The sequence below is a fragment of the Methylobacterium sp. E-005 genome (assembly GCF_022829725.1).
GTDB lineage: Bacteria > Pseudomonadota > Alphaproteobacteria > Rhizobiales > Beijerinckiaceae > Methylobacterium.
Map to the genome: position 1 here is coordinate 1 of NZ_JAKSYG010000214.1, position 26422 is coordinate 26422.

Genomic DNA, 26422 nt, shown 5'->3' on the forward strand with positions numbered 1-26422 from the left:
TCACAGCGCCAAACACCCGTCGGTGAGCTCAGAAAGAAGAACACAAGATCGGCACAAGTCTACTCACGCCAGACCCTAAGGCCTGGCCGCAAGGACAAACGCCGCCCGCGTCTCCCTTCCTCAATTCCAACTTGTCAAAGAACACCTCAGCCACCCGAGGCTCATCAGAGGCAAACAGAGTACCGCCCGGCTACTTCGCCGGTCAGTCCCGCCGCTTGTCAGAAGATGGCTCAGCGCCCGGTCCACTTCCGCGGCCGGCGCCGATGCACCGGGGTATACGCAGACGGCCCGGGCCCGTCAACAGCCCGGTTCCGTATCGGGGCATTTTTTTCGCCGCACCCTGTCGCGGGCGCTGGCGATGCCCCTGCAAGGCGGGACAGGGCCTTTGAGATCGCGGGTCCAGTTCCCGGTGTCAGTAGCCCTTCTTCACCTGCGCCAGCGCCGCGCTCAGACCCTGTGCGACCCGCGCCCGCTCGTCGGGCCCGGCATCCCGGGCCACGAGTGCCTGCTGCCGGCGCGACACCAGGGTCAGGCGCTGAAGCCCGTACTCGTCGTCCTCCACCATCTCGATCTTCGTCCAGAGCGGATTGAACCGCCACTCGCGCCGCTCGCCTCGGTGGCTGACCCGGGCGAGCAGGATCTCGATCTGCGAGATCATCACCTCCTCGAAGGAGCGCCCGCGCCGAACGCTCACCTTTAGAGCCGCGTAGATCGCCAGCATGTCGAGGCCGAAGAAGCCGGCGACCGGCCAGAATCCCATCCGCCACGCCCAGACCGAGACCGTGAGCGAGACCGCGCAGCAGCCGGTCATCACCACGCGGAAACCGAGCCGGCTCAGCGACTGGTGCGGCCGGATCGTCGCCGCGAAGACGGGCCGATCCATCGAATCGGGATCGAGGCCATAGGGATGGACGGAAGGATTGCCGCTCGCCATGCGATCCATATAACGCGCCCATGCCCGCCAGAAAGACACCCAGTCCCGTGACGGATCGCGCCGCGCGCGGGGCGGCCAGGCGGGGCGAGAACGCCGCCACCGGTCGGCTCGCCGGTTCGATCCGGCCTGCCCTGACCGCCCATGCGGATGCGGCCCCTGAAGCCGTCGACTCGGCAACCCTCGCCGAGATCTTCCGCCGGTTCCAGGAGGCCGAGCCCGAACCGAAGGGCGAGCTGCACTACGTCAACCCGTTCACCCTTCTCGTCGCGGTGGTGCTCTCGGCCCAGGCGACCGACCGGGGCGTCAACCTCGCCACCGGCCCGCTCTTCGCGGTGGCCGACACGCCGGAGACAATGCTGGCGCTCGGCGAGGAGCGGGTCCGCGACTTCGTCCGCACCATCGGCCTGTTCAACACCAAGGCGAAGAACGTGGTGGCGCTCTCGCGCATCCTCGTGGAGCAGCATGGCGGCGCCGTGCCGGCCAGCCTGGAGGCGCTTCAGGTGCTGCCCGGCGTCGGCGCCAAGACGGCGAGTGTCGTGCTGAACATCGCCTTCGGGGTTCCGCGAATCGCAGTCGACACCCATATCTTCAGGGTCTCGAACCGGATCCCACTCTTCATCGGCACCACCACCGACAAGGTTCAGGCCGGGCTGGAGGCGATCGTGCCGGAGCCCTACCGCCTGCACGCCCATCACTGGCTGATCCTGCACGGCCGCTACACCTGCAAGGCGCGCAAGCCCGAATGCCCGCGCTGTCGCATCGCGGATCTCTGCCGATACCCGTCCAAGACGACGGCGTGATGGCGGCCGGGGCACGTGCAGGGCGCCCTCCGCAATCCCCCTCTGCGGGCTAACGCGTTGTGCTGGAAGCCCGGTTCGGCTAGTTTGGCGGCCGGTCGCCGGGGCCCTCGGGCAGAGGCCGTCCGGCTGCCCGACCTCGCGTCCGGTCGCCGCGCCGCGGATCCTCCCCATCGTCGCGCATCAGGAGCCTCGGCCCATGGACTTCCTCAAACCACGGTACACGCCTATGAACCGCCGCCGTCGCATCTACGAGGGCAAGGCGAAGGTCCTCTACGAGGGGCCCGAGCCCGGCACGCTCATCCAGCACTTCAAGGATGACGCGACGGCCTTCAACGCGAAGAAGCACGAGGTCATCGACGGCAAGGGCGTGCTGAACAACCGGATCTCGGAATTCGTCTTCCAGCACCTCAACGACATCGGCGTGCCGACGCACTTCATCCGTCGGCTCAACATGCGCGAGCAGCTGATCCGCGAGGTCGAGATCATCCCGCTCGAGGTGGTGGTGCGCAACGTGGCGGCCGGCTCGCTCGCCACGCGGCTGGGCCTGGAGGAAGGCACCCAGCTGCCGCGCTCGATCATCGAGTTCTACTACAAGAACGACGCGCTGAACGATCCGATGGTCTCCGAGGAGCACATCACGGCCTTCGGCTGGGCGACGCCCCAGGAGATCGACGACATCATGGCGCTGGCGATCCGCGTCAACGACTTCCTGTCGGGCCTCTTCCTCGGGGTCGGCATCCGGCTCGTCGACTTCAAGATGGAGACCGGCCGGCTCTGGGAAGGCGACATGATGCGCATCGTCGTCGCCGACGAGATCTCCCCCGATTCGTGCCGGCTCTGGGACATCAAGTCCTCCGACAAGCTCGATAAGGACCGGTTCCGCAAGGATCTCGGTGGCCTGATCGAGGCCTATACCGAGGTCGCCAAGCGGCTCGGCATCATGTCGGAGAACGAGAAGGTGCAGGGCGGCGGGCCGCGGCTCGTTCAGTAAGCACGCTCAGGCCGACGGGCGGCGGACCGACGCTGCCCCGACCGCCGGGAACCCTCTGCGCAGCCGCGCATGGGTCGAGAGGTCCGGGTCGAAGCCCGGGTGATAATGGGGGTCCTGCACCAGCAGCGGCCCCCATCGTGTTGTGAGGGCGGCGATCTCGCGCGCGTGCCGGGCGCGGGCCTCCGGGGTCCAGCGGCGGCTCGCCGCCTCGCGGTGATGGAGCACCGCCTCCGGGACCAGCAGCGTGCGGTAGCCGGCCGCATCGAGGCGCAGGCAGAGATCAACGTCGTTGAAGTCGACCGCGAAGGCCGCGTCGTCGAAGCCGCCGACCGCCCGGAATTTACACGCCTCGACGACCAGGCAGGCGGCCGTGACGGCCGAGACCGCGTGAGTCACCGCCAAGGCTGCGCCGTAGCCGGGCGCATCGCCCGGGAAGTGGCGGTGTCCGTGGGTGACCAGCCCGCCGGTGCCGAGCACGATGCCGCCATGCTGGATCCGGCCCTCGCCGTCGAGGAGCTTGGCGCCGACCGCACCGACATCCGGGCGCAGGGCCTGGCGGGCCATGAGGGACAGCCAGTCGGGCCGGAACGCCTCGACGTCGTTGTTGACGAAGACCAGCAGCCGGCCCCGGGCGCGGGCGGCGGCGGCGTTGTTCATGGCGGCGAAGTTGAACGGCCCGGGACAGGGCACGACATGCCCCCTCCCCTCGCGTTCGAAGTCGATCAGGTAGGTCAGCGTCTCCGGCTCGCGGCTGTCATTGTCGCAGACCAGGATCTCGATGGTCGGCCAATCGGTAACGGTCCGCAGGCTGTCGAGGCAGGGGCGGAGCAGATCGAGGCGGTCGCGGGTCGGCACGATCAGGCTGGCGAGCGGTCGCGGATCGGGGAGCGGATCCTCCACGCGCAGGAGACCATCCGGCGCGGCGACGATGCGTGCGCCCGAGCGGCCCGTCCGATCGAGATGCGCCTCCACCACGCGGTGATGGATCTGCCCCCCCTCCCCTCTCGGCGTCGCGGCGCCGGAAGCCCCCGCGCGTCGGATCGACAGGATCTCCGGCAGGTGGCCGATGGCCCAGGAGCCGTGCCGCTCGGCGATGCGGAACGCGGCATCGGCCGGGCTCACGGGATCGCAACCCGGATCGAGGGCGGTGCGCCGGAAGGCCAGGACGGGGCCGAGGTAATCGAAGGCCACGAGCCGGTCAGCATCGAAGACCGGCGGCAGGAGCGGCAAGACGGGGCCGTCCGGCCGCTCCTGCAGGAGGGCGTCGCCGTAGAGGGCCTGCAGGCTCGGATCGGCCGCGAAGGCTGCAGCGATACGCGCGGGCGCATCGGCCACGCGTTCGCCGTCCCCGATCAGGCGGATGTCGTGATCCAGTTCCTCCGAAGTCGGCGGGAAGCGGTCGAGAATCCGCCTCGAGAGGGCGAGCCGGTGATCGATGCCCAGCAGCGCCGCGCGCCTCTGCCGGGCGCGCAGGCGCTTGCCGGTCAGGCGCGCCCAGAGAATCGCGCCGGCCTCACGGGGATGGCTCAAAATCCGGCACGCCGCGGCGACGAGCCCCGGCCGGGATCGACGGGGCGTCATTCCAGATCCTCGCCGAAGGTCGTAAGCGACAGGGCGGGATGATAGAACGGGTCGTGCCGGATCACGGCGCGCCAACGCTCGGAGAAGCGCGCGGCCTCCCGCTCGAACCGGGCACGCTCGGGGCCGATTGAAGGGCCGCGGCTCACGGATTCGAGGTGGGCGAGGGTCGCGTCCGGGGTCCAGACGCTCTTCCAGCCGGCCGCGCGGAGGCGCAGGCAGAAATCGACGTCGTTGAAATCGACCGGGAAGGACTTGGCGTCGAAGCCGCGCACCGCTTCGTACTTCTCGCGCGACACGGCGAGACAGGCGGCGGTCACCGCAGCGACCTCATGGGCCACGTGCAGGCGTCCGAGATGGCCCGGTATGTCCCCGGGGCGGCGGCGCAGGATGTGGCCCGCGCGCCCGCCGAGCCCGACCACGACACCGGCATGCTGAAGGGTGCCGTCTCCGTAGAGGAGCTTGGCACCCACGGCGCCGACCTCGGGCCGGCAGGCCTGCCGGACCATCGCCTCCAGCCAGCCGGATTCCAGCACCGCCACGTCGTTGTTGAGCAGCACGACCACGCTGCCCGATGCCAGGGCGACGCCGTCATTGACCATGGCGGCGAAGTTGAAGGGCTGCGGGTCGATCCGGATGCGCACGCGCGGGTCCCGGCGCAGGGTCTCGTAATGGGCCAGCACCGCGGGATCGGTCGAGCCGTTGTCGACGATGATCAGCTCGAGCGGCGCGTAGGCGGTCTCGTGCAGGACGCCGCGGCAGACCCGGGTGATCAGGTCGAGCCGGTCGCGCGAGGGGATCACGACGCTGACCATCGGCGCGGGGTCGGGCAGCGGCCAGAGCAGCCGGACGGCGCCGTTCCGGAGCGCGGCGGCCGGGGCATCGGGGGCCTTCAGGCGGGTGTTGAGCGCCGGCGCCCGAGAGGACGGGTCGAGGGGATCGGCCGCAACGCGCGCGAGGGGACGCGCAACATGGGCAACCCGCGCCCGTGCCGAGACGGCGGCGATCTCCAGCGCCAGCTCCATCTGCGCCATCGGGCCCAGGGGCGTCGGCAGGGACGCCGCGAGGAAGGGTCGCGACGCGAGCAGGGGACGGCCCGGATAGCCCGTCGCCAGAGCGAGGTCCGGGCTCCAGTCGGGCTTCAGGCGCGGTCTGCCATCCGGCCCGATGGCGTCGCCGTAGGCGAGATCGGCGCCCTGGAGCGCCTGTGCCAGGAGCGCCAGGGCATCGGGCTCCGGTATGTCGCCGAGCCGCAGAAGGCACAGGGCCTCGGTGTCGGCGACGAGATCCTCCGGGCCGGCCTGCTCGTCCCAGCTTCGATGGATCGCGCGCGTATCCGGTGTGGCGGGCGGCACGCCGTCCCAGGTGACGCAGATCGCCTCGGGGCGATGCGTCTGCGCCGCCAGGGCGTCCAGAGTTGCGGCCAGGAGCGCCGTCTCGCCGGGACGCGCGAGGACGAGGCAGCCGATCCGCAAGCGCGTGGGCGCAATGGGCACCGGCCCGGTCCGCCCGGCGGCCCAGCCGTCGAACCGTGCCAGGGGCGTCACCGCGCAGGTGCCGCGCAGCGTATCGCGATAGCGGCGTTCCGAGCCGCGGGCCCGCTCGTACAGCGCCCCGACGAAGCGCCAGGGCCGCCGCAGGAGACATTGCATCAGAACGCCGACCTCCCGCCGGGCCCCGACCCGCTCCAGACTGAAAGCCGGACCGGCACAAAGGCGGATCTCCCGCGCATCCGGCGGGATCAGGCCGAGCCAGTGTGCGGCCCCCAGGGATGCTCCCGGCAGCACGAAGTCCTGTGGCGCCTCGTCGGGACCACGCAGGATGCGCAGGATCGGACGGCGTGGGGCCACCACGGTGCCGTCCCGGTAGCTCAGCACGATCCAGCCGGTCGGATGATCCGGGAGGACGAGGCGGCGGTCGAAGGCGGGATCGTCCGCCGGTTCCAGGCGGAAGCGGGTCGCGCGACCCAACCAGGGGCGCTCGCGATGCGCGGACGATGAACCCGGATCGACGCGGCGCGCCGCGGCGTCACTGGGCAGCGTCGTCGCCTCCGCCCGGGGGCGCCTCGGCGACTGCCGGCTTCCGGCGGCGCGGTTTCGCGGCACTCTTACCGGCCGCACCCTTGCCCACCGCGCCGACGCCGACCGCGATATCGTAATCCGCGGTCATCGCGGCGGGGACCGGCAGCGCGTCGGCCACGATGGTGGCGAAACCCTGTGCCTCACCGGACCCGACGATGACGCCGGCGCGCTCGATGCGGCTCGTGATCACCTTGCCGTCATGCCGGATCTGGAACGTGACCGGCACGTCGAACCGGCCCGGCGCCCCGGCCGGCCCAAGCAGGACATTCACCTCGACCCCGACCTTGACGGTGATCGAGCCATCCGGGAGGCGCGTGCATTCGCGCGCCAGACGGCCGAGGGAGAACTGGGTGCGCACATTCGCCCCCGCCATGGTGCGCGAGGCGGCGGCGCCCTCGGCGACCTCCACGGGCGGGCAGTAGGGCGGATCGAGGCTCTCGGATTGCGACGGCGGGACCGTGGTGCCGCCGAACTTAAACAGGTTCGAGAAGACGTTGCCGTCCTCAGCCCGGGCCGGCGCCGCGGCAAGCCCGGCGGCAACGACCAGAACCGCCGCCGCAGGCCGGCGCGCCTTCCGGAATACGTCTCGACTTCCGATCATCGCACGGCTCCCGAAAGGCCCCGTCATTTCAGGCTGTCGAACCCGGCCGCAAAACCCTTCATCGAGAGCGGGATGCCGACGCCCTCCTCGGGTGTCTGGAACACGATGAAGGTCGCCTGCGTGCCGCTCTTGAACTGCCGGATCAGGCCATCATCCATCACCACTTCGGCGACGCAGCCGGTGGTGAGGCAGCGGACGAACCCGGCCCGGCCGATATCAGTCTGGTCGATCTTCAGGCCGAGGCCCGAGGGCAGGAGCACGCCCAGGGGCGCCACCACCCGCAGCAGGTAGCCGCGGTTGTCCGCGGTCTTCAGGACGATGACCACCAGGGTCAGGTTCGGCCGGTCCTCGGCGGCGAGATACTGCACCAGGGCGCATTGCTCGGCCTTGGCGCCAGCCGGCGTCTCGCAGCGCAATTGCCAATCATCGAAGGTCTTGCGCACCATGCCCTGAGCCATGGCAGGCCCTGCGGGGGCGAGCGCCACCGCGATGAGGGCGAGGAAGACCGGCAGCGCGGCGCGCCGGACCGCGCGCCGAAATCGAACGAGCCTCGCGTGAAGCGGCACCACCGATCCCTTCGGAACGCTCCGGCCACGGGGGCGGGAGCCGTACAATCGGGCGTGTTCGGACCATGGCCGGCCCCGCGCTGTCAAGCGATCCGGCCGCCGTGTTGCACGACGGCGCTATCCGGACGGGCCGATGCGGCCTAGATAAGTCCTGGTCAGTCCTCAAGTGCCGGATTCAGTCGCCGTGATGCGCCCGCTCGCCCTTTCGGCCGCCTGCCTGATGGCCGCCCTCACGCAGGCCGGGGCTCAGAGCCTGCCGGTCGGCGAGACCACCTATATCGAGCGCTCGCTGAACCACACCGATACGCTGGTGATCGAGCATCCGCCCGTGGCGGTGAATCCCTACGGCCGCCGCGAGGGACAGGCGGCGATTGCCGGCTACTGCCATGACGGCGGGCTGGTCCGGCGGCGCGACGCCTTCGGCAACCCGGTGATCATCCGCCAGCGCGAGATCTGCGACGGCGTCGCCCCGCGCACCCTCAATCCCGGCGAAGTCGATCCGCGGCCGACCTGGCCGGCCGATGCCGTCGCCCGCGAGCACGTGCTCCGCTCCAAGGGCTGAGTTCCAAGGACCGCGCGCGAAGGGCTGGCGCGCTCAGCCGTAGCGGTGCAAGCTGGCGCCGTTGCGCTTGAGCCACGCCTCGGCGGCGTCCACGTTCGGGCAGAGGTCGTGCAGCAGCGTCCAGAACCGGGGCGAGTGGTTCATCTCGCGCAAGTGCGCCATCTCGTGGGCGACGAGGTAATCCAGCACCATCGGCGGAGCCAGGATCAGGCGCCACGAGAAGTTCAGCTCGCCGCGCGCCGTGCAGGAGCCCCAGCGGCTGCGGGTGTCGCGCAGGGTCATGCGGACCGGCCGCTGCCCGAGGCGCGGCGCGTAGCGCTCGACCGCCTCCGCAAGGTCGTGCCGGGCCTCCCGGGTGAGGAAATCGCGGATCCGTCGCGCCACATGGGCAGGATCGCAGCCGACCGCGATCACGGGCTCGCCGGCTTCGGGCGCGACGCGCACGCCGCCCCGCGTGCCGCGTAGATCGACACGGTGTGGCTCGCCCCGCAGCGGCAGGCTCGCGCCCGGCGCGAACGCCACGCGCTCGGGCAGGCGGGCGAGGCGCGCGGCGATCCAGCCCGCATGGCTCGTGGCGAAACGCTGCGCCGTGTTCACGGCCGTCCGGCTCGGAAGCGTGATCACCACCTCGCCCGTGGCGGTCGAAACCCGAAGGGTGATGCGGCGCGCGGTCGGGCGGCGGCGGAGCGCGATGCGGAAGCGCGCGCCCTCGTGCTGGACCTCGAGGTGGTCTGGATCGGGACGTCGCAGCAGCGCGAGGGGCATGACCGGTTTCTAGCGGGACCGGCCCCGGGGCTCCAGATCCCGGAACCTGGAATCGATGCCGTCCCGCGATGCCGGCCCGCAATGCGACGCCAGGGCAAATTCCTCAGCCGCTGAGCGCCCGGCTCCAGACCTCGGTTTCGGGGAGGACCAGCAGGGCGGCGGCGGCCAGGGCGATGCCGTAGGGAATGCCGGTCTTGGCGTCGTGCAGATGCAGGGCGAACGGCATGCGCGCAACGCGCAGCGGCAGCGGATGGGCGCGTGCGAAGAGAATAGCGAGGGTCAGGGCACCGCCGAGGAGTGAGGCGACCAGGAGGTAATCGCCCAGGCCGTCGAAGCCGAGCCACAGCGCGGTCGCCGCCGCCAGCTTGGCGTCACCGCCGCCGATGATGCCGAAGGCGAACAGCGTGAACGTCACACCGAGAATCGCGACGCCGGCACCCAGGTGGAAGCCGATTTCGGTCCAGCTCATCGGGCCTGCCACCGCGAGCAGGGCGAAACCGGCGACCAGAGCCAGCGAGATCCGGTTCGGGATCAGCATGGTCAGCAGGTCGCTCGCTGCGGCGTAGGCCATCAGGAACGGGAACAGCACGAGCAGGCCGAAACCCGCGAGGCCGAGACTCGCCATCTGAGAGCTTGCGATGCCTGCACCGATCATCTCGGGGCCAACCTACGATGCCGATTGCCGGGAATTGCACGGGGCCGGGACTTGCATGGGGTCGGGACCACCCGACCCCCGGAAGCCATCTCCGCGCCCGCTACGGGCGCGGCGGCCGGTCGAGAACGCCCCCGCCGGCTGAGGCACGGCGGGGGCGTCTCGGACCTGCCGCAGATCGTGTCCGTCGAGGGCCGATCAGTTCAGGTTGCCGGAGATCTGGGTGAACTTGTTGGTCAGGTTGGTGCCGACGGTCTTGAGGGCGGCGATGATGGCGACCGCGATCAGGGCGGCGATCATGCCGTACTCAATGGCGGTAGCGCCGGACTCGTCGGAGGCAAAACGCGTGAACAGGCTCTTCATGGAGGATGATCCTTCGATCAATTCAGTGCGACCAAAACTTACGCGATGACCGACGAAGAATTTTCAGATCTCGATCGGCGGCTCGCACAAACTGCCGATTTCGCCTTGAAAATCGGTTAAACTCGATTTTGGTCGCACCAAAAGTCCGGGCGGCCACCAGCGTGGTGAAGGTTCGGTTTCGGCGGTCGGTGGCGGATCCCGGCATCGCGTGCCAGCTCACCGACTTGGGTTTGCTTAGCGCTTCCTTCACCCGTGTGACTTATCCAGAGGCATCGGGCGGGGCCCCGTCCACCGACCGCCTCCACGCGAGCCACTTCGATGCACCGCACCCTGTCCCATGCGGGCCGAGCCAGCCTTATCCTCCTGCTGATGGGCGCCGCAGCCGCGGCCGGCCAGGCCGAACCGCTGCCAGTGGTCACCGTGCTGGTCGATAACGCCAAGGTGATCCGGCTGCCGGAGAAGACATCGACCGTCATCGTCGGAAATCCGATCATCGCGGAAGTCACGCCGCAGAAGAACGGCGTCCTCGTGCTGACGGGCAAGAGCTTCGGCTCGACCAATCTGATCGCCCTCGACAATGCCGGCTCGATGATCGCCGAGACCATGATCCGCGTGGAGGCGTCGCGCGACTCGACCATCACGGTCCAGCGCGGACTCGACCGGGAGTCGCTGTCCTGCACGCCGAATTGCCAGCCCGCGGTGCAGCTCGGCGACTCGGCGAGCTATTTCGGGGCGGCGAGCGGTCAGGCCGATGCCCGTCGCAAGCTCGCCACGAGCGGCGCGGCGCCGGGAGCCGAGCGCTGAGGGCGGCGACACCGCGCCCGTCTTGAGGCAGGATCCCCCTACCGCGTCGCCGGTCCCAGAGGGTTCCGGCAGGCACAAGTCAGGGAAAGATCCGGGCCGATGACAGCCGTTACGCACCACCCGCTGCCGCTTGCCGTCGATCCCGACCTGCTCAATGCGTTCCGGGGCGTCGCCACGGCGACGATCAGCGATTGCCTGGACCGCATGCCGGTCCTGTCGGGGCTGCGCCCCTTCCACCGGGGCGGGCAGCTGATCGGGACGGCCTTCACCGTGCAGGTCCGGGCGGGCGACAATCTCGCCATCCACCAGGCGCTCGAGGCGGCCCGCCGCGGGGACGTGATCGTGGTTGATGGCGGTGGGGACACGAGCCGTGCCCTGGTCGGCGACATCATGAAGGCCATCGCCGAGAGCCGCGGGATCGCCGGCTTCGTGATCGACGGCGCGGTGCGGGATACCGAAGCCTTCGCGACATCGGATTTCCCCTGCTATGCCCGCGCCGCGACGCCGCGCGGCCCGTTCAAGACGGGACCCGGCGCGACCAACCTGCCGGTCAGCATCGGCGGCTGGACGGTGAACCCGGGCGACGTGGTTGTGGGCGATGCGGACGGCGTCGTCACCGTCCCGCCCGCGATCGTCCCGTACCTGCGTGAGGCGGTGCGTGCGCAGGCCGAGAGAGAGGCGGAGGTCTTGGCCCTGATCCGGTCAGGCCGCTACGACGGACGCTATGCGCGGGGTCCGAACGGCTGAGGCGACACGCGCCGGGTCGGCCCGGACGCGCTGATCGCGGTCCGGCGCGCGATGGCGGAATGGCGCCCGGCCCGGCCTTGCGGCCCGGGCCGGCCCGGTGGACGATGCCCCCATGAATTCCGGACCCCTCACCTACGCCATCGGCGACGTCCACGGCTGCGCCCCCCTCCTCGACGCCTTGCTGGAACGCATCGCCGACCACGCCGGAGACCGCGCCCACAGGCTCGTCTTCCTGGGCGACTACATCGACCGCGGCCCGGACAGCGCGGGGGTGCTGCATACCATCAGCCGCCTCGCCTGGGCCGAGCCGGACCGCGTCACCTGCCTCATGGGCAATCACGAGCGCATGCTGCTCGACGCGCTCCACACGCCGCAGGCCGCCGAGCGCTGGCTCTACAACGGCGGCGACGCGACGCTCGCTTCGTTCGGCGCCCACGAGGCCGCCGACCTGCCGCGTGACACCCTCGACTGGATCGAGGCGTTGCCGACCCTGCACGGGGACGCGGCACACTGGTACGTCCACGCCGGGTTCCGGCCAGGGGCCGAGATCCCGGATCCGGACGATCACAACCGGCTCTGGATCCGCGAGCCGTTCCTGGAGGGCGACCACGATTTCGGCCGGCACGTGGTCCACGGCCACACGCCCCAGCGCAACGGACGCCCGGAGCAGCGCCGGTTCCGGACGAACCTCGACACCGGAGCGGTCTATGGCGGGGCGCTGACCGCCGGGGTCTTTTCCGAGATGCAGGGGCCGGCAGTGGCCCTCCTGCAAGTGAAAGCGGCGTCAGTCACGGCTTGAGCCGCCGTCCTTGACGCGCCCAGACGGCCTTCAGGCCCTGTGTCGCCCCGGCACCAGCGCGCAGAGCATCCCCACGAGCCAGCCGCCCATCAGGGCGAAGCCACCTGTAGGTGCCGCCATCGGGAAAAGTGCATGCTGGAGCCACGTCCGCACCGCGAGGTCGCCGCAGAACAGGACCAAGCCGAGCACCAGCAGCCCCGCCGCGGCACGGGCGAGAGCCGGCCGCGCCAGGCCGGCGGCGCCGAAACCGATCAGAGCGAGGATCGCGGGGGCGTGGAACAGCAGGAACTGCGCCGCCGTCTTGAGGGAATCCGCCCCGGGAATGTGCGCGGCAGCGGCGCTGAGCGCAACGCCCAGGAGGCCAGCGAGACAGGCCAGCGCCGCAAGCGTGCGGTCGACCCCTGAAAACCTCACGCGCCGCGCTCCACCAGCAGCTTGGCGATCGCCGCCCGCAGCTCCGGCACGCCGGAATCGTCCCGGCTCGAGGTGAGGATCACCTGCGGAAAGGCGGCCGGGCGCTTGGCGAGGCCGGCTTCGATCCCGGCAATGCGGCTGGCCACTTCGCTCTTCTTGAGCGAATCGCCCTTGGTCAGCACGACCTGATAGCTCACCGCCGCCTTGTCGAGGCCGTCGAGCACGTCGGTGTCGATCGACTTGAAGCCGTGGCGCGCGTCGATCAGCATGAACACCCGGGCGAGGCTCGAGCGACCTTTCAGGTAGGAATGGATCAGCCGGGTCCAGGCCTCGACCTTGGCCTTCTCGACGGCGGCGTAGCCGTAGCCCGGCATATCGACCAGCGACAGGCGCTCGCCGATCCGGAAGAAATTGAGCTGCTGGGTCCGCCCCGGCGTGTGCGAGGTCCGCGCCAGGGTGTTGCGGCCGGTCAGCGCGTTGATCAAGCTCGACTTGCCGACATTCGAGCGGCCCGCGAAGGCGATCTCGACGCCCTCCATGGGCGGCAGCCGGTCGAGGGTCTGGGCGGCCGCGTAGAAGTCGGCGGCGCCGGCAAAGAGAAGGCGGCCGGCCTCGGTGAGGTCGGCCGCGTCGTCGGTGGTCTCGATCTCTTGCACGGCGTCTCGCCCGTCAGCCCTTGGTGGTGGCCGCCTTGGTGCCCCCGCGCCGGAACGTGTTCCGCAGGTTGTCCCACAGCTCCACCTTCACGCCGTTGCGGCGCATGATGATGTATTGCTGCGTCACCGACAGGGTGTTGTTCCAGGCCCAGTAGATCACGAGGCCGGCGGGGAACGAGCCCAGCATGAAGGTGAACACGATCGGCATGAAGGTGAAGATCTGCGCCTGGACCGGGTCCGGCGGCGCGGGGTTCATCTTCATCTGCACGAACATGGTCACGCCCATGATCAGCGGCCAGACGCCCAGATGGACGAAGTCGGGCGCCGGGAAGGGCAGGAGGCCGAACAGGTTGACGATGCTCGTCGGATCCGGCGCCGCGAGGTCGTGGATCCAGCCGAAGAACGGCGCGTGGCGCATCTCGATGGTGATGAACAGCACCTTATAGAGCGCGAAGAAGACCGGGATCTGGATCAGCACCGGCCAGCAGCCGGCGACCGGATTGATCTTCTCCTTCTTGTACAGCTCCATCGTGGCCTGCTGCTGCTTCATGCGGTCGTCCTTGTACCGCTCGCGGATGGCGGCCATCTCCGGCTGCACGGCCTTCATCTTGGCCATGGAGACATAGGACCGGTTCGCGATCGGCAGGAACAGCAGCTTCAGGCAGAAGGTCACCACCAGGATCGACACGCCGAAATTGCCGAACAGGTGGTAGAAGAAGTCCAGCGCCCGGAACATCGGCTTGGTGATGAAGAAGAACCAGCCCCAGTCGATCATCAGATCGAAGTGCTTGATGCCGAGGTCCTTCTCGTAGCCGTTGATGACGTTGACTTCCTTGGCACCCGCGAACAGCCGCTGCGTCGCGGTGGCGGTGGCGCCGGCCGCGAGGTTCACGGCATCGCCGCGCACGCTCGCCTGGTAGACGTTGGTGGTGCCGTCGGTCCGGTCGGTGAAGGCGCCGGTATAGGGTGTGTCCTGATCGGGGATCGCGGCGGCCGCCCAGTACTTGTCGGTGATGCCGACGAAGCCGCCGGTCACGCCGGTCCAGGCCTTGCCCTTGGTGTTGGCACCGCCGTAGGCGCCCTCCTTGGCGAGCTTGTCGTAGGTGAGTTCCTGCAGGCCGTCGTTGCCGAGATAGCCGATCATGCCCTCGTGCAGGACGTAATAGCCCTGGGTGTGCGGCTTACCCCAGCGGGAGACGAGGCTGTACGGGTAGAGCGTGATCGCCCCCGAACCCTTGTTCTCGACCTCGTCGCGGATCGTGAACATGTACTTGTCGTCGACCGCGATGATCCGCTTGAAGACGAGGCCGGCGCCGTTGTCCCAGGTCAGGGTCGCGGGGCTGCCGGGGGACAGCGTCTTGCCGTCGCTGGTCCAGAGGGTGTCGTTGGTCGGCAGCGGCCCGGCATTGGCGCCGACCCAGCCGAACTCGGCGTAGTAGGGAGTCTCGCTCCCGGCCGGCGAGAGCAGCACGATCTCGGGGCTCTTGGGGTCGACGGTCTCGTGGTAGTTCTTCAGCGACACGTCGTCGACGCGGCCGCCCTTCAGGGCGACCGAGCCCGAGATCGCCGGGGTGTCGATCCGGATGCGCGGCGAGCGGGCGAGCGCCGCCTCGCGGGAGACCGGGCCGCCCTGCGGCGTCGGCAGCGTGCCGGGAACGGGGGCTGCCGGACCGCCCTCCTTCGGGGACGGCGAGGGCACGCCGTCCGGGGTCACACCCGGGGGCTGCTGCTGTTGCTGCGCGGCCTTGTTCTGCGCCTCGATCAGCCGTTGCTGCTCCATGCGCGGGCCGGCCACGAAGTACTGCCACCCGAGCAGCACCAGCAGCGACAGGCCGATGGCCACGAACATGTTCGTCTTGTCATTGCCCATCAGGGACACCGCCGCACGCGTTCGGAGTGACGTCAGGGCGGACGCCGGTCCCGTCGGACCCGCGCGCGCCTGTGATTCGGGGACCTCTGCCGCGCCCGTACGACGCGCCGATGTCGGCTTGGCCGGACGGTGCGGGCTGGCCCGCCTCAGAGAGAAGAGGTGTGGTGCCGGTAGGCCGGTCGCCAGACTTGTTCGAGGACCGCTTGCCGCGGCCCTGGCCGGGGGGCCGGGGGGCAGCCGGGCGCGTCACCGCGGGCAACGCACGGCGCAGATCCTCGGCGAGGGCCTCGAAGGGTGCGTTCAGCGCGGGACGGCGGGCGATCAGCACGATATCGGCCGGCAGGGTCGCGAGGTCGCCCGGGAGATCGGCCGCGATCAGGGTCACGGCGGCGCGCAGGCGGCGGCGGATGCGGTTGCGCTCCGTTGCGTGGCCGACCCGCTTCGTGATGGTGAAGCCGAGCCGCAGCCCGGGCGGTCCGTCCGTCGGACGGAGTCGGCCCTGGGCGCTCATCCGCTCGGTGTGGAAGCGGCGACCCTCGGCCGCCGCCAGGAAGTCGGGTCGTTTCTTGAGCCGTTCGATCGTCGCCATCGATGGTCCGATCCCGGCCAATCCCCGTCCCCGCGGCATGGCCGCGAAGGGCTCTCCGGCCTTAGGCCGACAGCTTCTTGCGGCCGTGGGCGCGGCGGCGCGCGATCACCTTGCGGCCACCGGCGGTGGCCATGCGCGCGCGAAAACCGTGGCGGCGCTTACGGACGAGCTTGCTCGGCTGGTAGGTTCTCTTCATGGCTCAGAGCCTTCAAAGGTCGAGGCGCGCTCGCGGGCAGCTGATGCTGCACCCGACCTTCACGCGTCCTGGTTGTTTGCAAACACGAAGGGCGCCCATGCGGGGCGCCACGTCGCGAGTGGCGGGCTTATGGCGGATGGGTCCGGCGAAGTCAACGTTTCGCGCGGCTCAATGACCCTCGAACTGCATGAGGGTGCGGACCTCCACGCCCATGTCGCGCAGGCGTTGCGCCCCGCCGATCTCGGGGAGGTCGATCACGAAGCAGGCAGCCACGATCTCGGCGCCGATCTTCTGCAGCAGGTTCACGGCCGCGGTGGCGGTGCCGCCCGTGGCGATCAGATCGTCGACCAGCAGCACCTTGTCGCCGGGCTTCACCGCATCGACGTGGATCTCGATCTCGTCGGTGCCGTATTCCAGCGCGTAGGCCATCGAGACGGTCGTGTGCGGCAGCTTGCCCTTCTTGCGGATCGGTACGAAGCCCGCGGAGAGCTGGTGGGCGATCGCGCCGCCCAGGATGAAGCCTCGGGCCTCGATGCCCGCCACCTGCTGGATCTGGCCGCCCGCATAGGGGTGGACCAGCGCGTCCACCGCCCGCCGGAAGGCGCGCGGGTCGCTCAGGAGCGTGGTGATATCGCGGAAGATGATGCCGGGCTTCGGGTAATCGGGAATCGAGCGGATCGACTCCTTCAGCGCGACGTGGCGGCGGGCTTCCATGGGTTCGGCCTTCCGTGAGGAACCGCGGGCTTAAAGCAGAAGCCCGGCGCCCTGACCAGTTTCATGCATTATCCCGAGAGGTGGTCACCGGCTCTCGGAGGACGATGATGCTCGAACGACGACTCAGGCCGCCTGGACCTTCTTGAGGATCGAGACGAGTTCCCGGTGCAGCCCCTCGTTGCCGCAGGCCACCGAGCGGGGCGCCAGCGGCTCGGCCGCGCCGTCCGCCGAACTCACGAAGCCGCCGGCCTCGCGCACCAGGATCACCCCGGCGGCGAAATCGTAGGTCTGGAGGTCGCGCTCCCAGTAGGCGTCGAGCCGTCCGCAGGCGACATAGGCCATGTCAAGGGCGGCCGAGCCCATCCGCCGGGTGCCGCCCGCCACCGCCATCACGGCGCCGAGCTCTCGCAGCAGGCGCGGATGACTGCCGCGGCCGAGATAGGGCGTGCCGTAGCCGACCAGCGCATCGGCCATGTCCTGACGGCCGGAGACGCGCAGGCGGCGGTTGTTGAGATAGGCGCCCTTGCCGCGCTCGGCGACGAACAGCTCGTCCTTGATCGGATCGAAGATCACGCCGGCCACGATCTGGCCCTCGCGCTCCAGGCCGACCGAGACCGCGAAATGCGGCACGCCGTGCAGGAAGTTCGAGGTGCCGTCGAGGGGATCGACGTGCCACGTGTGGCTCTTGTCGGTGCCCTCGATGAGGCCGTTCTCCTCCAGCACGAGGCTGTAGCCGGGGCGCGCCTTCATCAGGGCGTCGCGCACCACCTCCTCGGCCTTGCGGTCGGCGGCCGAAACGAAGTCGCCGGGGCCTTTGCGCGAGACCTGGAGGTTCTCGACCTCACCGAAGTCGCGGCGCAGGCCCCGGGCGGCCTTGCGCACGGCATCGACCATCACGGTCATGAGGGGTGAGGAGATCATCGTTCGGGACTTTTCGCGAGGACGGGTTGGCGCCGTCGTTACAGGCCGGCGCCGGAAAAGACGAGGTGGGGGCGGGATATGGAAGGAGTGCGAGCTTTGGCGCGCGGGCGCCGCATCTCTCCCTCCCCCCTCTGAGGGGCAGGGTAGCCCCTGCGTCAGCAGGGGTCGGGAGAGGGGAGCGTGGGTTCAGGGAAGGGCGCCGACCGTCAGGAAGGGCAGTGCCTTCTTCTGCACCGTCGCTCCCCTCTCTCGACCCGCTTCGCGGCCCCCCTCCCCCGCAGAGGGGGGAGGGAAATGCGGAGAGCGCCGTGCGCCCTACTCCGCCGCCTCGACGAACACCGTCCCGGCCCGCGGCAGGTCCAGCGTTTCCCAGGTCTCGGTCAGGGCCGCAGCCAGGCGCTCGATATGCGCGGCGTCGTGGAACGGCGAGGGCGTGATCCGCAGGCGCTCGGTGCCGCGCGGCACGGTCGGATAATTGATCGGCTGGATGTAGATGCCGTGGCGCTCAAGCAGATGATCCGCCGCCGCCTTGCACAGCTCGGCATCGCCCACCATCACCGGCACGATGTGGGTCTCGGTCTCCAGAACCGGCAGGCCCGCCGCGCCCAGCGCCGCCTTGGTGGCCGCCGCCTGACGCTGGTGCGCCTCGCGCTCGGTGCTCGACCGCTTGAGGTAGCGCACCGAAGCCCGGGCCGCCGCCGCCACAGCGGGGGGCAGCGCGGTGGTGAAGATGAAGCCCGGCGCGAAGCTGCGCACCGCGTCGCAGATCGCCGTTGAGGCGGTGATGTAGCCGCCGACGCAGCCGAACCCCTTGGCCAGCGTGCCCTCGATCACGTCGACCCGGTGCATCACCCCGTCGCGCTCGGCGATGCCGGCCCCACGCGCACCGTAGAGGCCGACCGCGTGGACCTCGTCGAGGTAGGTCATCGCCCCGTAGCGGTCGGCGAGGTCGCAGATCGCGCCGATCGGCGCCACGTCGCCGTCCATGGAATAGACCGACTCGAACACGATCAGCTTCGGCCGGTCGCCGGCCTCGCGCAGCAGCGCCTCCAAGTGCTGGAGGTCGTTGTGGCGAAAGATCTTCTTCTCGCAACCGGAGTGGCGCACGCCCTCGATCATCGAGTTGTGGTTGAAGGCGTCCGAGAGGATCAGGCAGTCCGGGATCAGCTTGGCGATGGTCGAGATGCCGGCCTGGTTCGAGACGTAGCCCGAGGTGAAGACGAGGCCCGCCTCCTTGCCGTGCAGGTCGGCGAGCTCGTGCTCCAGATCGACGAGCGGCGAGTTGTTGCCGGCGATGTTGCGGGTGCCGCCGGCACCGACGCCGCAGCGGGCGGCTGTCTCGGTCATGGCGGCCACGACCTCCTTGTGCTGGCCCATGCCGAGGTAGTCGTTGGAGCACCACACGGTGATCTCGGCGGTCTTGCCGTCGGGGTGGCGCCACTTGGCGGTGGGGAAGCGGCCGGAGATACGCTCGATATCGGCAAAGACCCGATAGCGCCGCTCGCCATGGAGCTGGTCGAGGGCACCACGGAAATAGCGCTCGTAGCCGGAGCCGGCGCGCGTCGAACCCGTGGGGGCGAGCATCGGGCTGGGCATCCGGGTCACGGTCATTGAGCGTCCTTCGCGTGTTCGGCCGCGCGGGCGGCACCCTCCGGCGCCGTCTGTCCCGCGATCAAGGTCCGGCCTCGGTCAGTCCTTCGCGTGAGGGGCGGAAGATACGCGCGGATCTGGAACGGGTTCAAGGTAAGGTTCCGGCATCGCTGCCCTGCATCTGTTGAGCGGGCCGCCCGAACGCGCTAGCGTTGCAGCGATCCCGTCTTCCTCAATAGGGTGCCTGTTCCTTGAGCCGCCGCCCCTCGTCCTTGAGAACTGGCGCCGGTCCAGATGCCGGACCCGACCGGATCTTGCGGCGACGAAGGGTCGCGCGGTGACGGACGCGAAAGACGCGCGCGCGGCACGCCTGAAGGCCGCGCTCCGGGAGAATCTGCGGCGTCGGAAGGCCCAGGGCCGCGGCCGTACCGAGTCGGAGCCGGCGCCCGACGCGGACCAGACCCGCGGGAATGAGCCCGATTCGGGCGGTCCTGATTCCGACAAATCCCGGCTATAGGAACGGTCAAGCCTGGGCGCCGCGGCGTCCACGAGGATCACGGCCGCGCGCCGACGGCGCGCCGCCCGAAGGACACAGCATGGACCGCATCCACATCACCGGCGGCACGCCGCTCCAGGGGGTCATCCCGATCTCGGGCGCCAAGAACGCGGCGCTGCCGCTGATGATCGCGAGCCTGCTCACCGGCGAGACGCTGGAGCTGATCAACGTGCCGCGGCTCGCCGACATCGCCGCATTGACGCGGATCCTGGGCAATCACGGCGTCGACCACATGGTGGTGGGCAAGCGCCCGGGGCAGACCACCGAGACCGGCCAGACGATCCGGCTCACCGCCTCCAACGTCATCGACACCACCGCGCCCTACGACCTGGTTTCGACCATGCGGGCGAGCTTCTGGGTGATCGCGCCGCTGCTCGCCCGGTTCGGCGAGGCGAAGGTCTCGCTGCCGGGCGGCTGCGCCATCGGCACCCGGCCGGTCGACCTGCTGATCATGGCGCTGGAGAAGCTCGGGGCCGAGATCGAGATCGACGCCGGCTATGTGGTCGCGCGGACGAAGAACGGGCTGCGCGGGGCCGAGATCAGCTTCCCGAAGGTCACCGTGGGGGGCACGCACGTGGCGCTGATGGCGGCCTCCCTCGCCTACGGCACCACGGTGATCGAGAACGCCGCCCGGGAGCCGGAGGTGGTCGATCTCGCCGAGTGCCTGAACAAGATGGGCGCCAAGATCCGCGGTGCCGGCACGCCGCACATCGAGATCGAGGGCGTGGCCCGGCTCGGCGGCGCCCGCCACGCGGTGCTCCCCGACCGGATCGAGACCGGCACCTACGCCATGGCGGTGGCGATGGCGGGCGGCGACGTGGTGCTCCAGGATACGCGGGCCGAATTGCTGCATGCGGCCCTCGACGTCCTGTCCACGACGGGCGCCGAGATCACATCGGTCGAGGGCGGGATCCGGGTCCGGCGCAACGGCGCCGGCATCGCGGCGGTCGACGTGACCACCGATCCGTTCCCGGGCTTCCCCACCGACCTGCAGGCGCAGTTCATGGCGCTGATGACGCTCGCCAAGGGCCAGTCGCATATCCGCGAGACGATCTTCGAGAACCGGTTCATGCACGTGCAGGAACTGGCCCGCCTCGGCGCCAAGATCCGCCTCGACGGCGACCTCGCCGTGGTGGAGGGCGTCGAGCGGCTGAAGGGCGCCCCCGTCATGGCGACCGACCTGCGCGCCTCGGTCTCCCTGGTGATCGCGGGGCTCGCCGCCGAGGGCGAGACCCAGATCAACCGGGTCTACCACCTCGACCGCGGCTTCGAGGCGCTGGAGGCCAAGCTCGGCCGCTGCGGTGCGCAGATCGAGCGGGTGCGGGCATAGGGCGACCAGACCGGAGGCCGCTTCGGAAAAGGCCGGAGCAAAATCGCGCTCCGGCGGCAAACCCGGGGCCGGGGCAACCGCTTCACAGCCGCGGGACGATACGAAGATTGAGAAGCAGCCCTGGAGCGGGGCGAACCCGCCCGGCAGCGGCTCCTCAATCCGTCATCCTCCAGGGCCGCGCAGGCGCACCGTGTTCCCATTTTGGAAACAAGGTCGGCTTGGAACATGCGGGTCATCGCAGTCGGTGTCCTGCGCGACTCTGCGGTCCACCATCCGCAGGCACAGCCGGCACGGTTGCGATGGCATCGAACGATCAAAATCTTGGCTCCCGGCACCAGGTCCGACATTCACGGCGCCTTTCCGAAAGCAAAGGTCCTGAACGGTGACCGTGTGCGTTTCGACATTGCGGGCGGTCAGTATCGCCTGATTGCAGCGTTCGATTTCGAGGAGCAGATCGCCTTCGTGAAATTTCTCGGCACGCATCAACAGTACGATGCCGTGGATGTCCTCACCGTCTCACCGTTCCAGGAGACTGTTCGTGGAGATCAGGCCGATCCGCTCAGATGCAGATCTCCTGCAACGCGTTGCAGGAGATCGAGCGCCTTTGCCCCCCTAGGAACCCCGGATGGCGACAGGCTCGATGTGCTCGCGACCCTCGTGGAAGCCTACGAGGCGCAGCATTTCCCGATTCCGGCGGTCGATCCGGTCGAGATCCTGCACTTCGCCAGCACCGATATGGGCCGTTCCCAGAGCGAACTCGCCCGCCTGCTCGGCTCGCGAGCGCGGGCGTCGGAGATCCTGAACCGGAAGCGGGCGCTGAGCCTCGGCCCGATCCGGGCGATCAGCGCGGCCTGGAACCTGCCGATCGCGCGGCTGGCGGCCCCCTACCGCCTGGAAGGCGACGCCGCCTGAGCGCTCAATCGCCGATCTGCCCGCGCTTGTAACCGAAGCCCGGGATCTCGCAGCCGCACGGCGTATTGGGCAGCCCGGCCGGTGCCGCGCAGGTGCCGCGGGACGTGACGCAGACGGCATCGTCCCACTGGCGGCGCGCCTCGGGTCCCCGCCATCGGTCCCGGGGCCGATCGTACGCGTCGTAGGGCGGGGGCGGCGGAGGCGGCGGCAAGTTCCAGTCGTCGTCCGCGGGCGGCGGCGGCGGCCGGTGGCGCGGTCTCGGCGCTCCGTACTCGTAGCGGCCGGGCCCGGGCTCCCCGTACATGTAGATCTTCGCGTCAGGACCCCTCTGCGCGCGCGCCGGGCCGGCGAGCGGGATGCTCAGCGTCAGGGCCACCAAGGCCGCGTGCATGATGCGCTTTCCCATCCCGGTCCTGCCTCGAATCGTCGGCGGGGGGATCCTGCACGCCCGGGCTGGCGCGAACCTGTGCCGCAGCCGGACCGAGATCGCGGCTGCGGCCGTTGCCCGAACGGGGTGGTGCCGCTACCTACGCCCTGCCGCGCCCCCATCATGCGCGCCCCCGCCGTCCGCGCACGCCGTGTTCCCCGAGGACCCCTTCATGGAGCTGCTCAGGCTCGCCGCCCTCGACGCCGAGGACCTGACCGTGATCTCCGCGCATCTTCAGGACGCGATCCTACGGCCGGAGGATCTGACCTATCTCGCTGACGAGCAGCGGTTCCTGATGGTCGCACGGCGCTTCGACTGGACGCCCGACGTGCCGCCCCGGCGGCGGCTCGCCGGCCTGCACGTCGAGCGCGTGCGCGCCGTGAAGACGCGGGAGCTCAAGCGCGACGACGGGATGCCCATGAGCCTGCTCGCCCTCACCTTCACGCCGACGGACGCGCCCTCCGGCCATCTCGATCTGGTCTTCTCCGGCGGTGCGGCGGTGCGGCTGGAGGTCGAGTGCATCGAGGTCCGGATGAAGGATCTCGGCCCGGTCTGGGAGGCAGCCACGCGGCCCGGCCACGACATGGACCGGCCGGACGCGGTCCCCGGTACGGCGGCCTGAGAGGAGCGAAGAGATCCGATGGTCCGGCTCGACAGCAGCGACCCGCATTTTGCCGCCGATTTCGCGCGGCTCCTCACGGTCAAGCGTGAGATCGCCGAGGACGTGGACGAGGCCGTGCGCGGCATCATCGCCGAGGTCGTCGCCCGCGGCGATGATGCCCTGGTGGACTACACGCGGCGCTTCGACCGGCTCGGCCCGGACTTCACCGCCGCGACCCTCCGGGTGACCGAGGCGGAGATCGCCGCAGCCGTCGAGGCCTGCCCGAGCGATCTTCTCGACGCCCTGGACCTCGCCGCCGAGCGGATCGAGGGCTTTCACCGCGCCCAGCGACCCACGGATCACCGGGCAACCGACGCGCTCGGGGTCACCGCCGGCTGGCGCTGGACGGCTCTGGAATCGGTCGGCCTCTACGTCCCGGGCGGAACGGCGAGCTATCCCTCCTCGGTGCTGATGAACGCGCTCCCGGCCCGGGTCGCCGGAGTACCGCGCGTCGTCATGGTGGTGCCCTCCCCGGACGGCCAGATGAACCCGCTGGTGCTGGCCGCCGCGCAGCGCGCCGGCGTCCACGAGGTCTACCGGGTCGGCGGCGCCCAGGCGGTGGCGGCCCTGGCCTACGGCACCGCCACCATCGCGCCGGTCGCCAAGATCGTCGGCCCCGGCAATGCCTGGGTGGCGGCCGCCAAGCGACGGGTGTTCGGGCAGGTCGGCATCGACATGATCGCCGGCCCCTCCGAGGTGCTGATCCTGGCCGACGACCACGCCAACCCGGACTGGATCGCCGCCGATCTCCTGGCCCAGGCCGAGCACGACGTGGCCGCCCAGGCAATCCTGATCACCGACAGCGCCGGTCTCGCAGAGGCGGTCGAAGGGGCGGTCGAGCGCGCGCTGACCACCCTCCCCCGCCAGGAGATCGCCCGGGCGAGCTGGCGCGATTACGGGGCGATCGTGCGGGTGCGCACCTTCGACGAGGCGGTGCCCCTCGTCGACCGGCTCGCCCCCGAGCATCTGGAGATCGAGACCGAAGACGCCGAGGCGCTGGCCGCGAAGGTCCGCAATGCCGGCGCGATCTTCCTCGGATCGCACACGCCGGAGGCGATCGGCGACTACGTCGGCGGCCCCAATCACGTCCTGCCCACCGCCCGCTCGGCCCGGTTCTCCTCCGGCCTCGGGGTCCTCGATTTCATGAAGCGGACCACGATTCTCGCCTGCACGCCGGAAAGCTTGCGGGCGCTCGGCCCGGCGGCCATAAACCTCGGCCGGTCAGAAGGCCTGGAGGGGCATGCCCGCTCCGTCGCGATCCGGTTGAACCTGTGAGGGGATGGGGATGGCGGAGAAGCAGCGCGGGCCGAACCGCCTCGCGAAGGTGAGCCTCGACGAGGGCTCCATCGCCCGCGGCAACCCCGATCAGGAGCACGAGCGGGCGATCGCGTTGTTCGACATCCTGGAGGACAATTCCTTCACCATCCCCGGCCGCGAGGGTCCCTACACGCTGACGCTGGGCCTCGTGGAGAACAAGCTCTCGTTTGCGATTAGCACCTTGGACGGCGAGCCGGTGATGACGCACCTCCTGTCACTGACGCCGTTCCGGCGGGTGATCCTCGACTACGAGATGATCTGCGAGAGCTACTACAACGCGATCCGCACCGCTTCACCCTCGCAGATCGAGGCGATCGACATGGGCCGGCGCGGTCTGCACAACGAGGCGTCGGAAACCCTGAAGCAGCGGCTCGAGGGCAAGGTCGACCTCGACCACGATACGGCGCGCCGCCTGTTCACCCTGATCTTCGCCCTGCATTGGAAGGGCTAGGGCGCCTGCCGCGCCGACCGTCGATGGCGGAGCCCCTTCCTGAGACAACCCCCGCGAGCCTTCCCGAGCCCCCTCCGAAGAAGCGGCGGGTCCAGTCCGTCCTGTTCATGTGCAATTACAACGCCGTGCGCTCGGCGGCCGCGGAGGCGATCGCGCGCGCTTATTTCGGCAAGTCCACCTACGTGCAGTCGGCCGGGGTGCGCTCCGGTGAGCCCACCGATCCCTTCATGGTCGCGGCCCTCGACGAGATCGGGATCGATGCGAGTCGGCATCGCCCGCGCACGGTCGAGGAATTGGAGGATTGGGAGGGCCTGAACTTCGACCTGATCATCACCCTCTCGCCGGAGGCCCATCACCGGGCCCTCGACCTGACCCATACCCTCGCGGCGGATGTCGAGTACTGGCCGACCCCCGATCCGACGCTGGTGCAGGAGGCCTCCCGCGAGCAGCGCCTCGACGCCTATCGGGATGTCCGCGACGGGCTCACGCAGCGGATCAAGGCGCGGCTGAAGGCGTAGGAACGCATCGAGGTCCGATGCGCGACGCAGGTATCGCCGCGATACGGCTCAGATCCCTCAACCGGATGCGCCCTACGGCCTTGGAAGGCGTATAGTCCGCGGAAGGCGGATCGAGGATCGTTCGATCAGAAAATCTCCGACGGTCGGCGCCGTTGCGACCGCGTCAGCCGGGGCGGCCGATCAGCCAAGCGCGGATACGACCGGCCAGCAGCGGACGCGCATGGGCTATATCGTCGGGATCGAGGAGCGGGGAGCTGGTCAAGGCAGCGAGATAAGCGTCCTCGGGGGCCCGGCAGGCCTGGAAGGCAGCATCGGCCGCCAGGTCGGGTGCGGTCAGCGCGGCCTGGATCCTGAAAGTGCGGGCCAAACAGTCGCGCCAGAGAGCGTGCCGCGTCGCCGTTTCGCCGTCCGCCCGCGCCGGACAGGACAGGCCGATCAGCAAGCTGGCCGCAACGACTCGGACCATCAATACGGGTCGGGCTCGCGACATCGATCAGGCACTCCGTCCCGGGACAGAGTGGCGCCGGCAGGGTTAGCGTCCGGTTAACCCCCGACCTGGGTACACACTGAGGATTACGACCCGGCACCAGTCGACGGGGAATCTCCTGTCAGCGGTTCGCGGTTGTGACGGGGGACGTGACGCCGCCGAGGGAGACCCAGGCGACCGCATCCTGGCTCTCGCGCTTGATGAACACGTAGCCGGTCTTGTGCCAGGGCAGGATCGCGTTGGTCTTGTGCGAGGGCCACGCGGTGCTCAGCCTGATCACCGACCGGGGCGATCTGGTGTTCGACAACAAGCCCAACGCGAGTCTGCCCTGGCACTAGGCCGGCTACGTGTTCATACGGCGCGGGAGCCAGGATGCGGTCGCCTGGGTCTCCCTCGGCGGAGTCACGTCCCCCGTCACATCCGCGAACCGCTGACAGGAGATTCCCCGTCGACTGGTGCCGCGTCGTAATCCTCAGTGTGTACCCAGGTCGGGGGTTAACCGGACGATAACCCTGCCGGCGCCACTCTGACCCGGGACGGAGTGCCTGATCGATGTCGCGAGCCCGACCC

The 26422-nt window shown here is 69.8% G+C and carries 30 protein-coding genes and 2 pseudogenes; 13 read left to right on the plus strand and 19 right to left on the minus strand.

Annotated features, from left to right (window positions below; genetic code table 11):
• Nucleotides 1-412: 412 nt before the first annotated feature.
• Nucleotides 413-934: a DUF2244 domain-containing protein gene (locus tag MKK88_RS25240; RefSeq protein WP_244004673.1), complete on the minus strand. Its 522-nt coding sequence runs from the start codon at nucleotides 932-934 to the stop codon at nucleotides 413-415.
• Nucleotides 935-954: 20 nt separating this feature from the next.
• On the opposite strand from MKK88_RS25240, the gene nth reads away from it, so the two are divergent.
• Both nth and purC read left to right on the plus strand, forming a co-directional pair.
• A complete protein-coding gene (gene nth, locus MKK88_RS25245; RefSeq protein WP_244004675.1) occupies nucleotides 955-1734 on the plus strand; it encodes an endonuclease III in 780 nt (259 codons plus the stop codon).
• A 196-nt stretch (nucleotides 1735-1930) separates the two neighbouring features.
• Nucleotides 1931-2725: a phosphoribosylaminoimidazolesuccinocarboxamide synthase gene (purC, locus tag MKK88_RS25250; protein ID WP_010684691.1), complete on the plus strand. Its 795-nt coding sequence runs from the start codon at nucleotides 1931-1933 to the stop codon at nucleotides 2723-2725.
• A 6-nt stretch (nucleotides 2726-2731) separates the two neighbouring features.
• Here purC and MKK88_RS25255 read toward each other — a convergent pair whose 3' ends face one another.
• Genes MKK88_RS25255 through MKK88_RS25270 form a run of 4 tightly spaced genes read right to left on the minus strand, consistent with a single transcriptional unit; the run spans nucleotide 2732 to nucleotide 7554 of the window.
• A complete protein-coding gene (locus tag MKK88_RS25255) occupies nucleotides 2732-4306 on the minus strand; it encodes a glycosyltransferase (protein WP_244004678.1) in 1575 nt (524 codons plus the stop codon).
• Complete coding sequence (locus MKK88_RS25260; RefSeq protein ID WP_244004680.1) at nucleotides 4303-6273, minus strand: glycosyltransferase family 2 protein; 1971 nt, start codon at nucleotides 6271-6273, stop codon at nucleotides 4303-4305. The genes MKK88_RS25255 and MKK88_RS25260 overlap by 4 nt, the downstream gene beginning before the upstream one ends.
• 58 nt (nucleotides 6274-6331) lie before the next feature.
• Complete coding sequence (locus tag MKK88_RS25265) at nucleotides 6332-6985, minus strand: hypothetical protein (RefSeq protein ID WP_244004682.1); 654 nt, start codon at nucleotides 6983-6985, stop codon at nucleotides 6332-6334.
• A gap of 23 nt (nucleotides 6986-7008) precedes the next feature.
• A complete protein-coding gene (locus MKK88_RS25270) occupies nucleotides 7009-7554 on the minus strand; it encodes an invasion associated locus B family protein (protein ID WP_409566704.1) in 546 nt (181 codons plus the stop codon).
• A gap of 184 nt (nucleotides 7555-7738) precedes the next feature.
• On the opposite strand from MKK88_RS25270, the gene MKK88_RS25275 reads away from it, so the two are divergent.
• Nucleotides 7739-8113 (plus strand): hypothetical protein, encoded by a 375-nt coding sequence (locus tag MKK88_RS25275; RefSeq protein WP_244004726.1) that lies wholly within the window; start codon nucleotides 7739-7741, stop codon nucleotides 8111-8113.
• Nucleotides 8114-8146: 33 nt separating this feature from the next.
• On the opposite strand, the gene MKK88_RS25280 is transcribed toward MKK88_RS25275, so the two are convergent.
• From MKK88_RS25280 to MKK88_RS25290, 3 genes are all read right to left on the minus strand, one after another.
• Nucleotides 8147-8878 (minus strand): M48 family metallopeptidase, encoded by a 732-nt coding sequence (locus tag MKK88_RS25280; RefSeq protein ID WP_244004684.1) that lies wholly within the window; start codon nucleotides 8876-8878, stop codon nucleotides 8147-8149.
• Nucleotides 8879-8981: 103 nt separating this feature from the next.
• Nucleotides 8982-9533, minus strand: coding sequence for a prepilin peptidase (locus MKK88_RS25285; RefSeq protein ID WP_244004686.1), 552 nt, complete (start codon nucleotides 9531-9533; stop codon nucleotides 8982-8984).
• Between the two features lie 195 nt (nucleotides 9534-9728).
• A complete protein-coding gene (locus MKK88_RS25290) occupies nucleotides 9729-9893 on the minus strand; it encodes a Flp family type IVb pilin (protein ID WP_244004688.1) in 165 nt (54 codons plus the stop codon).
• Between the two features lie 318 nt (nucleotides 9894-10211).
• Between MKK88_RS25290 and MKK88_RS25295 the strand changes: the two genes are divergently transcribed.
• The 3 genes from MKK88_RS25295 (at nucleotide 10212) to MKK88_RS25305 (ending at nucleotide 12243) form a co-directional block, all read left to right on the plus strand.
• Complete coding sequence (locus MKK88_RS25295) at nucleotides 10212-10697, plus strand: pilus assembly protein N-terminal domain-containing protein (protein WP_244004690.1); 486 nt, start codon at nucleotides 10212-10214, stop codon at nucleotides 10695-10697.
• Nucleotides 10698-10796: 99 nt separating this feature from the next.
• Nucleotides 10797-11444: an RraA family protein gene (locus tag MKK88_RS25300; RefSeq protein WP_244004692.1), complete on the plus strand. Its 648-nt coding sequence runs from the start codon at nucleotides 10797-10799 to the stop codon at nucleotides 11442-11444.
• Between the two features lie 112 nt (nucleotides 11445-11556).
• Nucleotides 11557-12243 (plus strand): metallophosphoesterase family protein, encoded by a 687-nt coding sequence (locus tag MKK88_RS25305; protein ID WP_244004694.1) that lies wholly within the window; start codon nucleotides 11557-11559, stop codon nucleotides 12241-12243.
• Nucleotides 12244-12273: 30 nt separating this feature from the next.
• Here MKK88_RS25305 and MKK88_RS25310 read toward each other — a convergent pair whose 3' ends face one another.
• The 8 genes from MKK88_RS25310 to hemA form a co-directional block, all read right to left on the minus strand.
• On the minus strand, nucleotides 12274-12657 hold the full coding sequence (locus tag MKK88_RS25310) for a DUF423 domain-containing protein (RefSeq protein WP_244004696.1): 384 nt from the start codon (nucleotides 12655-12657) through the stop codon (nucleotides 12274-12276).
• On the minus strand, nucleotides 12654-13313 hold the full coding sequence (gene yihA / locus MKK88_RS25315) for a ribosome biogenesis GTP-binding protein YihA/YsxC (RefSeq protein WP_409566705.1): 660 nt from the start codon (nucleotides 13311-13313) through the stop codon (nucleotides 12654-12656). Before yihA ends, MKK88_RS25310 begins: the two co-directional genes overlap by 4 nt.
• 13 nt (nucleotides 13314-13326) lie before the next feature.
• Nucleotides 13327-15183, minus strand: coding sequence for a membrane protein insertase YidC (yidC, locus tag MKK88_RS25320; protein ID WP_244004698.1), 1857 nt, complete (start codon nucleotides 15181-15183; stop codon nucleotides 13327-13329).
• Nucleotides 15173-15772, minus strand: a complete 600-nt coding sequence (rnpA, locus tag MKK88_RS25325; protein ID WP_244004700.1) for a ribonuclease P protein component — start codon at nucleotides 15770-15772, stop codon at nucleotides 15173-15175. Before rnpA ends, yidC begins: the two co-directional genes overlap by 11 nt.
• Before the next feature lie 61 nt (nucleotides 15773-15833).
• On the minus strand, nucleotides 15834-15968 hold the full coding sequence (rpmH, locus tag MKK88_RS25330; RefSeq protein WP_039893469.1) for a 50S ribosomal protein L34: 135 nt from the start codon (nucleotides 15966-15968) through the stop codon (nucleotides 15834-15836).
• A gap of 168 nt (nucleotides 15969-16136) precedes the next feature.
• Entirely contained in the window at nucleotides 16137-16682 is a 546-nt protein-coding gene (locus tag MKK88_RS25335) for an adenine phosphoribosyltransferase (protein WP_244004702.1), read from the minus strand.
• 123 nt (nucleotides 16683-16805) lie between these two features.
• Nucleotides 16806-17603 (minus strand): inositol monophosphatase family protein, encoded by a 798-nt coding sequence (locus MKK88_RS25340; RefSeq protein WP_244004704.1) that lies wholly within the window; start codon nucleotides 17601-17603, stop codon nucleotides 16806-16808.
• Nucleotides 17604-17918: 315 nt separating this feature from the next.
• Nucleotides 17919-19187, minus strand: a complete 1269-nt coding sequence (gene hemA, locus MKK88_RS25345) for a 5-aminolevulinate synthase (RefSeq protein ID WP_244004730.1) — start codon at nucleotides 19185-19187, stop codon at nucleotides 17919-17921.
• A 602-nt stretch (nucleotides 19188-19789) separates the two neighbouring features.
• Here hemA and murA point away from each other — a divergent pair.
• Both murA and MKK88_RS25360 read left to right on the plus strand, forming a co-directional pair.
• Nucleotides 19790-21079, plus strand: coding sequence for a UDP-N-acetylglucosamine 1-carboxyvinyltransferase (gene murA / locus MKK88_RS25355; RefSeq protein ID WP_244004708.1), 1290 nt, complete (start codon nucleotides 19790-19792; stop codon nucleotides 21077-21079).
• 225 nt (nucleotides 21080-21304) lie between these two features.
• Complete coding sequence (locus tag MKK88_RS25360; protein ID WP_244004710.1) at nucleotides 21305-21991, plus strand: type II toxin-antitoxin system HigB family toxin; 687 nt, start codon at nucleotides 21305-21307, stop codon at nucleotides 21989-21991.
• Between the two features lie 4 nt (nucleotides 21992-21995).
• Here the strand turns inward: MKK88_RS25360 and MKK88_RS25365 are convergent, their stop codons facing one another.
• The gene (locus MKK88_RS25365) at nucleotides 21996-22382 is read right to left on the minus strand and encodes a hypothetical protein (RefSeq protein WP_244004712.1); all 387 of its coding nucleotides are present in this window, start codon (nucleotides 22380-22382) and stop codon (nucleotides 21996-21998) included.
• A 208-nt stretch (nucleotides 22383-22590) separates the two neighbouring features.
• Here MKK88_RS25365 and MKK88_RS25370 point away from each other — a divergent pair, with 208 nt between their 5' ends.
• The 4 genes from MKK88_RS25370 to MKK88_RS25385 are packed head-to-tail and all read left to right on the plus strand — an operon-like array spanning nucleotide 22591 to nucleotide 25365.
• A complete protein-coding gene (locus tag MKK88_RS25370) occupies nucleotides 22591-23040 on the plus strand; it encodes a DUF2948 family protein (protein ID WP_244004713.1) in 450 nt (149 codons plus the stop codon).
• Between the two features lie 18 nt (nucleotides 23041-23058).
• On the plus strand, nucleotides 23059-24354 hold the full coding sequence (gene hisD / locus MKK88_RS25375; protein WP_244004715.1) for a histidinol dehydrogenase: 1296 nt from the start codon (nucleotides 23059-23061) through the stop codon (nucleotides 24352-24354).
• A 10-nt stretch (nucleotides 24355-24364) separates the two neighbouring features.
• On the plus strand, nucleotides 24365-24847 hold the full coding sequence (locus MKK88_RS25380; RefSeq protein ID WP_244004717.1) for a UPF0262 family protein: 483 nt from the start codon (nucleotides 24365-24367) through the stop codon (nucleotides 24845-24847).
• Between the two features lie 23 nt (nucleotides 24848-24870).
• Nucleotides 24871-25365, plus strand: a complete 495-nt coding sequence (locus tag MKK88_RS25385; RefSeq protein ID WP_244004720.1) for a low molecular weight phosphatase family protein — start codon at nucleotides 24871-24873, stop codon at nucleotides 25363-25365.
• A gap of 163 nt (nucleotides 25366-25528) precedes the next feature.
• Here the strand turns inward: MKK88_RS25385 and MKK88_RS25390 are convergent, their stop codons facing one another.
• On the minus strand, nucleotides 25529-25831 hold the full coding sequence (locus MKK88_RS25390; RefSeq protein ID WP_244004722.1) for a hypothetical protein: 303 nt from the start codon (nucleotides 25829-25831) through the stop codon (nucleotides 25529-25531).
• Nucleotides 25832-25973: 142 nt separating this feature from the next.
• Nucleotides 25974-26102, minus strand: a pseudogene (locus tag MKK88_RS25395) (transglutaminase); the annotation flags it as partial.
• Nucleotide 26103: 1 nt separating this feature from the next.
• On the opposite strand from MKK88_RS25395, the pseudogene MKK88_RS25400 reads away from it, so the two are divergent.
• Nucleotides 26104-26286 (plus strand): annotated as a pseudogene (locus tag MKK88_RS25400) (transglutaminase-like cysteine peptidase); the annotation flags it as partial.
• Nucleotides 26287-26422: the final 136 nt, after the last annotated feature.

Coding starts and splice junctions, on each gene's coding strand:
- hemA (WP_244004730.1), bottom strand. CDS start 19,187: ATGCTCGCCCCCACGGGTTCGACGCGCGCCGGCTCCGGCTACGAGCGC.
- MKK88_RS25340 (WP_244004704.1), bottom strand. CDS start 17,603: ATGATCTCCTCACCCCTCATGACCGTGATGGTCGATGCCGTGCGCAAG.
- yidC (WP_244004698.1), bottom strand. CDS start 15,183: ATGGGCAATGACAAGACGAACATGTTCGTGGCCATCGGCCTGTCGCTG.
- MKK88_RS25370 (WP_244004713.1), top strand. CDS start 22,591: ATGGAGCTGCTCAGGCTCGCCGCCCTCGACGCCGAGGACCTGACCGTG.
- MKK88_RS25285 (WP_244004686.1), bottom strand. CDS start 9,533: ATGATCGGTGCAGGCATCGCAAGCTCTCAGATGGCGAGTCTCGGCCTC.
- rpmH (WP_039893469.1), bottom strand. CDS start 15,968: ATGAAGAGAACCTACCAGCCGAGCAAGCTCGTCCGTAAGCGCCGCCAC.
- MKK88_RS25275 (WP_244004726.1), top strand. CDS start 7,739: ATGCGCCCGCTCGCCCTTTCGGCCGCCTGCCTGATGGCCGCCCTCACG.
- MKK88_RS25360 (WP_244004710.1), top strand. CDS start 21,305: ATGCGGGTCATCGCAGTCGGTGTCCTGCGCGACTCTGCGGTCCACCAT.
- MKK88_RS25365 (WP_244004712.1), bottom strand. CDS start 22,382: ATGCACGCGGCCTTGGTGGCCCTGACGCTGAGCATCCCGCTCGCCGGC.
- MKK88_RS25290 (WP_244004688.1), bottom strand. CDS start 9,893: ATGAAGAGCCTGTTCACGCGTTTTGCCTCCGACGAGTCCGGCGCTACC.
- MKK88_RS25240 (WP_244004673.1), bottom strand. CDS start 934: ATGGCGAGCGGCAATCCTTCCGTCCATCCCTATGGCCTCGATCCCGAT.
- MKK88_RS25335 (WP_244004702.1), bottom strand. CDS start 16,682: ATGGAAGCCCGCCGCCACGTCGCGCTGAAGGAGTCGATCCGCTCGATT.
- MKK88_RS25380 (WP_244004717.1), top strand. CDS start 24,365: ATGGCGGAGAAGCAGCGCGGGCCGAACCGCCTCGCGAAGGTGAGCCTC.
- MKK88_RS25265 (WP_244004682.1), bottom strand. CDS start 6,985: ATGATCGGAAGTCGAGACGTATTCCGGAAGGCGCGCCGGCCTGCGGCG.
- MKK88_RS25255 (WP_244004678.1), bottom strand. CDS start 4,306: ATGACGCCCCGTCGATCCCGGCCGGGGCTCGTCGCCGCGGCGTGCCGG.
- MKK88_RS25305 (WP_244004694.1), top strand. CDS start 11,557: ATGAATTCCGGACCCCTCACCTACGCCATCGGCGACGTCCACGGCTGC.
- murA (WP_244004708.1), top strand. CDS start 19,790: ATGGACCGCATCCACATCACCGGCGGCACGCCGCTCCAGGGGGTCATC.
- MKK88_RS25295 (WP_244004690.1), top strand. CDS start 10,212: ATGCACCGCACCCTGTCCCATGCGGGCCGAGCCAGCCTTATCCTCCTG.
- MKK88_RS25385 (WP_244004720.1), top strand. CDS start 24,871: ATGGCGGAGCCCCTTCCTGAGACAACCCCCGCGAGCCTTCCCGAGCCC.
- rnpA (WP_244004700.1), bottom strand. CDS start 15,772: ATGGCGACGATCGAACGGCTCAAGAAACGACCCGACTTCCTGGCGGCG.
- MKK88_RS25390 (WP_244004722.1), bottom strand. CDS start 25,831: ATGGTCCGAGTCGTTGCGGCCAGCTTGCTGATCGGCCTGTCCTGTCCG.
- nth (WP_244004675.1), top strand. CDS start 955: ATGCCCGCCAGAAAGACACCCAGTCCCGTGACGGATCGCGCCGCGCGC.
- hisD (WP_244004715.1), top strand. CDS start 23,059: ATGGTCCGGCTCGACAGCAGCGACCCGCATTTTGCCGCCGATTTCGCG.
- MKK88_RS25280 (WP_244004684.1), bottom strand. CDS start 8,878: ATGCCCCTCGCGCTGCTGCGACGTCCCGATCCAGACCACCTCGAGGTC.
- MKK88_RS25300 (WP_244004692.1), top strand. CDS start 10,797: ATGACAGCCGTTACGCACCACCCGCTGCCGCTTGCCGTCGATCCCGAC.
- purC (WP_010684691.1), top strand. CDS start 1,931: ATGGACTTCCTCAAACCACGGTACACGCCTATGAACCGCCGCCGTCGC.